The organism is Rubrivirga sp., from assembly GCF_049648075.1.
GTDB lineage: Bacteria > Bacteroidota > Rhodothermia > Rhodothermales > Rubricoccaceae > Rubrivirga.
Genome location: NZ_JBARYR010000726.1, coordinates 1 through 4,623 on the forward strand (window position 1 = coordinate 1; position 4,623 = coordinate 4,623).

General features: G+C 70.8%; 6 protein-coding genes. 5 read left to right on the forward strand and 1 reads right to left on the reverse strand.

Annotated features, from left to right (window positions below; translation table 11 throughout):
- The 5 genes from WBA11_RS19090 to WBA11_RS19110 all read left to right on the forward strand — a co-directional run.
- On the forward strand, positions 1-299 hold a 299-nt coding region (locus WBA11_RS19090), incomplete at its 5' end, for an MBL fold metallo-hydrolase (protein WP_424522214.1).
- A gap of 48 nt (positions 300-347) precedes the next feature.
- Complete coding sequence (locus WBA11_RS19095) at positions 348-1,460, forward strand: hypothetical protein (RefSeq protein WP_424522215.1); 1,113 nt, start codon at positions 348-350, stop codon at positions 1,458-1,460.
- A gap of 38 nt (positions 1,461-1,498) precedes the next feature.
- A complete protein-coding gene (locus WBA11_RS19100) occupies positions 1,499-2,815 on the forward strand; it encodes an acyl-CoA dehydrogenase family protein (protein ID WP_424522216.1) in 1,317 nt (438 codons plus the stop codon).
- A 4-nt stretch (positions 2,816-2,819) separates the two neighbouring features.
- Positions 2,820-3,725 (forward strand): MBL fold metallo-hydrolase, encoded by a 906-nt coding sequence (locus WBA11_RS19105; RefSeq protein ID WP_424522217.1) that lies wholly within the window; start codon positions 2,820-2,822, stop codon positions 3,723-3,725.
- A gap of 77 nt (positions 3,726-3,802) precedes the next feature.
- Positions 3,803-4,153, forward strand: coding sequence for a hypothetical protein (locus tag WBA11_RS19110; protein WP_424522218.1), 351 nt, complete (start codon positions 3,803-3,805; stop codon positions 4,151-4,153).
- A 34-nt stretch (positions 4,154-4,187) separates the two neighbouring features.
- Here WBA11_RS19110 and WBA11_RS19115 read toward each other — a convergent pair.
- Positions 4,188-4,623, reverse strand: a 436-nt coding sequence (locus WBA11_RS19115) for an alpha/beta hydrolase fold domain-containing protein (RefSeq protein WP_424522219.1), incomplete at its 5' end; no start/stop codon positions are given.

Sequence of the window (4,623 nt, forward strand, 5' to 3'; positions counted from 1 at the left end):
GCCACGCCCTCACCGCCGACGGCGCCGTCCGGCTCGTCCCGACGCCTGGCCACACCCGCGGCCACCAGTCCGTGACCGTGACCGGCGAGACCGGCTCGGCGCTATTGGCCGGCGACGCCTCGTTCTCCCTCGACCAGGTCCGACGACGCGCCGTGGCCGGCATCTGCGAGGACCGCGCCGCCGCGCGACGCACGCTCGACGTCATCGCCGAACACCTCGACGAGACCGGTGCCCGCTACCTCGCGAGCCACGAACCGCTAGGTCGGCGCAGCCAAGCGATCGGCCTCGAGGACGTGTAACTCACGCCGCCGCAGTCGCGTCCTCGAGGACGAACGCCACTCGTCCCGATGCGACTCGTCCTCTTCCTCTTCGCCGTCCTCTCCGGCTGCGACCCGGCCGCGGTCACGCCGTCCGAGACCGACGCCTCGTCGCTCCCGCTTCTCCCCGACCGGACCCTCGGCACCACGCTCTACGGCAGCGCCGACCTCGACGCCCTTACGTCCGACGAACGCCGCGTCCTCGAGGACGCCATTCGAGCCGGGCTCGGGAGCTTCTCGTTCTACGTCGACTGGGCCGACCTCGAGGCCGAACCGGGCCGCTACACGCTCGACGAGTTCACCGACCAGCTCGACGCGCTCCAGGCGCTCGGCCTGGTCCCGTTCGTCAACCTCACCGTGGGCGACAGCGGCGGCTACAACCTGCCGCCCGGCTTGAGCGATGGGGACCGCGGCATCGCAGACCGCGTCGCCCTCGACGACCCTGACGTGACCGAGCGGTTCGGCGACCTGCTCGACCGCGTCGTCCCGCTCCTGGTGAGCCGAGGCGGCTTTTTCCTGGGGCTCGGCAACGAGATGGGCGAGTACCTCGAGGACGACCGAGAGCGCCGAGGTGAGTATGCGCGGTTCGTCGAGGTCGCCCGTAGCCGAGTCCACGCCATCGAGCCACGCTTGGCGGTCGGGGTGACGTTGACGAATGGCTCCGTCCGCACGCAGTCCGCCACGTTCCGAGCGATGCGCGCCATCTCCGACGTCGTCGCGGTCAACCACTCGCCCATCGCGCCGGACTTCTCCGTCCTCGCCCTCGAGGACGTGCGCAGCGACCTGCGCGAGGTGACCGAGGCGTACGGCGACGGTCCCGTCGTCATTCAGGAGCTGACGTGTCCCAGCCCGGCCTCGATGGGCGCGTCGGAGGCGTGGCAGCGCGGCTGCTTCGAGCGCCTGTTCGCCGAGATCGAGGCGACACCGAGCGTTCGGTACGCGTCCGTGTTCACGTTCCGCGACGTCGACCAAGCCGAGTGCCAGGTCGTCCGCGACGCCCTCTTCGGCGACGAGCTCGACGACCTGCCCGCCGACGTCGCCGGCCGTCTGACCGACTACCTCTGCTTTCTCGGTGTGGTCCGCCCCGGCGGCACACCCAAGCCCGCGTGGGACGCCGTCCTCGAGGCGCTGGAGCCCCGATGACGAGGGCGCGTAGGTAGGGTCCGCCACCTGACGCCTCGATGGATACCTCCCGCCTCGCCAAGCTCGCCCAGAAAGCCGACCTCGAGGCCGTCCTGACACGCCTCGAGGCGATGACCGCCGAGGAGATGGCGGACCTTCTCGGCGCATCCAGCGCCGCTCCGAAGAAGAAGCCCTACCAGCCGCCGACGCCTGACACGGACTTCTACAACCTGTTCGACCGCGCGCTCACCGAGCCGCAGCAGCACGCGCGCCAGACGATCCGCCGGTTCATGCTCGACGGCGTCGCGCCCGTCATCAACGACTACTGGGAGCGCGGCGAGATGCCCTTCGAGGTGGTCCCAGGCCTGCGCGACGCCTTGCGCGAGGCGTTCGGACCCGACCCCGCCAAGACGTACTGCACCGACCCGTTCCTGACCGGCTTGGTCTCGATGGAGATTCCGCGCGTCGACCCAAGCGTGGGCACGTTTCTGGGTGTCACGTGGGGGCTTGCGATGTACTCGATCTGGATGTTCGGCAGCGACGAGCAGAAGGAAAAGTGGATGGGGCCGCTCGAGAGCTTCGACGCCATCGGAAGCTGGGCGCTGACCGAGCCCGAGCACGGGTCCGACGCCGCCCTGGGACTCGCGACGACCGCCGAGCGCCGAGGCGACACCTGGGTCTTGAACGGGGCCAAAAAATGGTCTGGCAACGCCACCTTCGCCGACGTGACCGTGATCTGGGCGCGCGACCTCGAGGACGGCCAGGTCAAAGGCTTCCTAGTCGAGAAAGGCACGCCGGGGTTCGAGGTCTCCAAGCTCGAGGGCAAGATCGCCAAGCGGTCGGTCCAGAACGTCGACATCGTCCTCGAGGACGTCGAGGTCGCAGAGTCGGATCGGCTGCCGGGCGTGCGGTCGTTCCGCGACGTGGCCGGCCAGCTCGCCATCGCGCGCGCGGGCGTCGCCTGGGAGGCCTGCGGCATGGCGATGGGCCTCTACGAGATGACGCTCGACTACTGCACGCGGCGCGTCCAGTTCGGCAAGCCCATCGCCGGCTTCCAACTCGTCCAAGAGGGCCTGGTGCGGATGCTGGGCAACGTGGTCGCGATCCAGGGCATGATGCTCGGGCTCGCTGGCTGCTACGACGAGCCCAAGCGGCTCCACGAGCGGGCGTCGCTCGCCAAGGTGTTCTGCGTCGACAAGATGCGAGAGACGGCGTCGATCGGGCGCGGTCTGCTCGGCGGCAACGGGATCCTGCTCGAGCACGGCGTCGCCCGGCTGTTCGCGGACGCCGAGGCCGTCTACAGCTACGAGGGCTCGCGCGAGATGAACGTCTTGATCACGGGCCGAGCCGTCACGGGCCTGAGCGCGTTCGTCTAGACCCATGTCGCGCGACGTCCACACCCTCGACCTCCTCTTCCTCGGCACCGAGCGCATCATCGCGACCGGCGTCCTGCCCGTCGAGGGCGGCGTCGCCCTCGTCGACCCCGGCCCGTCCTCGACGCTGCCCGCCCTCGAGGGCGGCTTGGCCGCGCTGGGCCTGGGCCTCGAGGACGTGTGCGCGCTGGTCTTGACGCACATCCACCTCGACCACGCCGGCGCGACGGGGACGCTGGTCCGCCGGCTCGGCGTGCCGGTCTGGGTCCACGAAACGGGAGCCCGGCACCTCGCCCGTCCCGAGCGGCTGATCGCGAGCGCGACGCGGCTCTACGGGAGTCTGATGGACGTGCTGTGGGGGGCGTTCGAGGCGGTACCGCCCGACGCCCTGAGGCCGCTCGCCGGTGGCGAGACCATCGAGGTCGGCGGCCGGGCGCTCGACGTGGCCTACACGCCAGGCCACGCCGTCCACCACGTCTCGTACTACGACCGCGAGACGTCGACGGCGTTCGTCGGCGACGCCGTCGGGATGGCCGCGCCGCCCTCGGGTCGCGTCCTGCCGGTGACCCCGCCGCCCGACATCGACCTCGAGGCCTGGACCGGATCGCTGGACCGGATCGCGGCGTGGGCGCCCGCGCGCTTGTTCCGCACGCACTGGGGCCTGAGCACGTCGCCCGACGCCAACCTCGAGGCGTTCCGAACGACGCTCGGAGACTGGACCCGCCGGGTCCTCGCGGGCATCGACGCCGGCGACGACCCGGCCCAGGCCGCCGCGTTTTCGGACCGCGTGTTGGACGCCCTCGAGGCCGACATCGGCCAGGACGCCGCGGCCCCGTACCGCGGGTTCTTGTATCCCGATGCGAGTTGGCACGGCCTGGCGCGCGCGCTCCGAGCGGACAGAACGAGCGAGTAGCAGAGCTCCATCCGGGCGCTCAGGCGGGTGGTTGGCACGGCGCTTGCGACCTCGAGGGCGACCCTCCTCCCGCCGCCATGCGCTCGCCCATCACTCTCCTGGCTCTCGTCGCCCTGGTCGCCGCCTGGGCCATCCTCGGGATCGTTCGGGACCACCAGCGGGCCGAGCACGCCGCGGCACATCAGTTGGTTTTGATCGAGGTATTCGACAAGTCACCGGCCGATTCTGCCACGACGCCGGCACAACGGGCGGCGCAGGACGCGTTTGCTGGCGAGTACGGGGTCGAGCGCGACTCGGTCTCCGGCGCCTACGTCGCTCCGCCCGAGCCCGGCCCGATCGGCGCGGTCCCTGGCGGCTGGTTCCACGGCGTCTTCGGTGCGGTCGCAGCTCTGCTCTCCGTTGCAGCGCTAGGGCCGATCAGACCCTAGCCGGCCTCGAGAGCCCCCACCGGCGGAGCCGACACTAGACCTCGTCCACGAACGACCGCCACCGCCGGGCCATCGAGATCGTCGCGCGTCGCGCCGAGCGGCTGACGTCGGTCAGGTTGATGAACCCGTGCGGCAAGCTCGGCTGCCGATAAAGCGCGACCGTCGTGCCGGCGTCCTCGAGGGCGTGCGCGTAGGCCTCGCCCTCATCGCGTAGCACGTCGAAGCCAGCCGTCACGACCAAGGCCGGGGCCAGCCCCTCGAGGTCGCCGTAGATCGGAGACAAGAGTGGATCGTCGTCGGCGACGCCGGTGCCGGCCGTGTAGACGTCCCAGAACGCTTGGCGCGTGGCGTCGGTGAGCAGGTATCCGTCGTACAGCGTCCTCGAGGGCCGGGCCGTCGGGTGGTCCGTCGCTGGGTAGATCAGGAGTTGGGCGTGCGGGGCGAGGCCCGACTGTGAGACGACGGTCGCC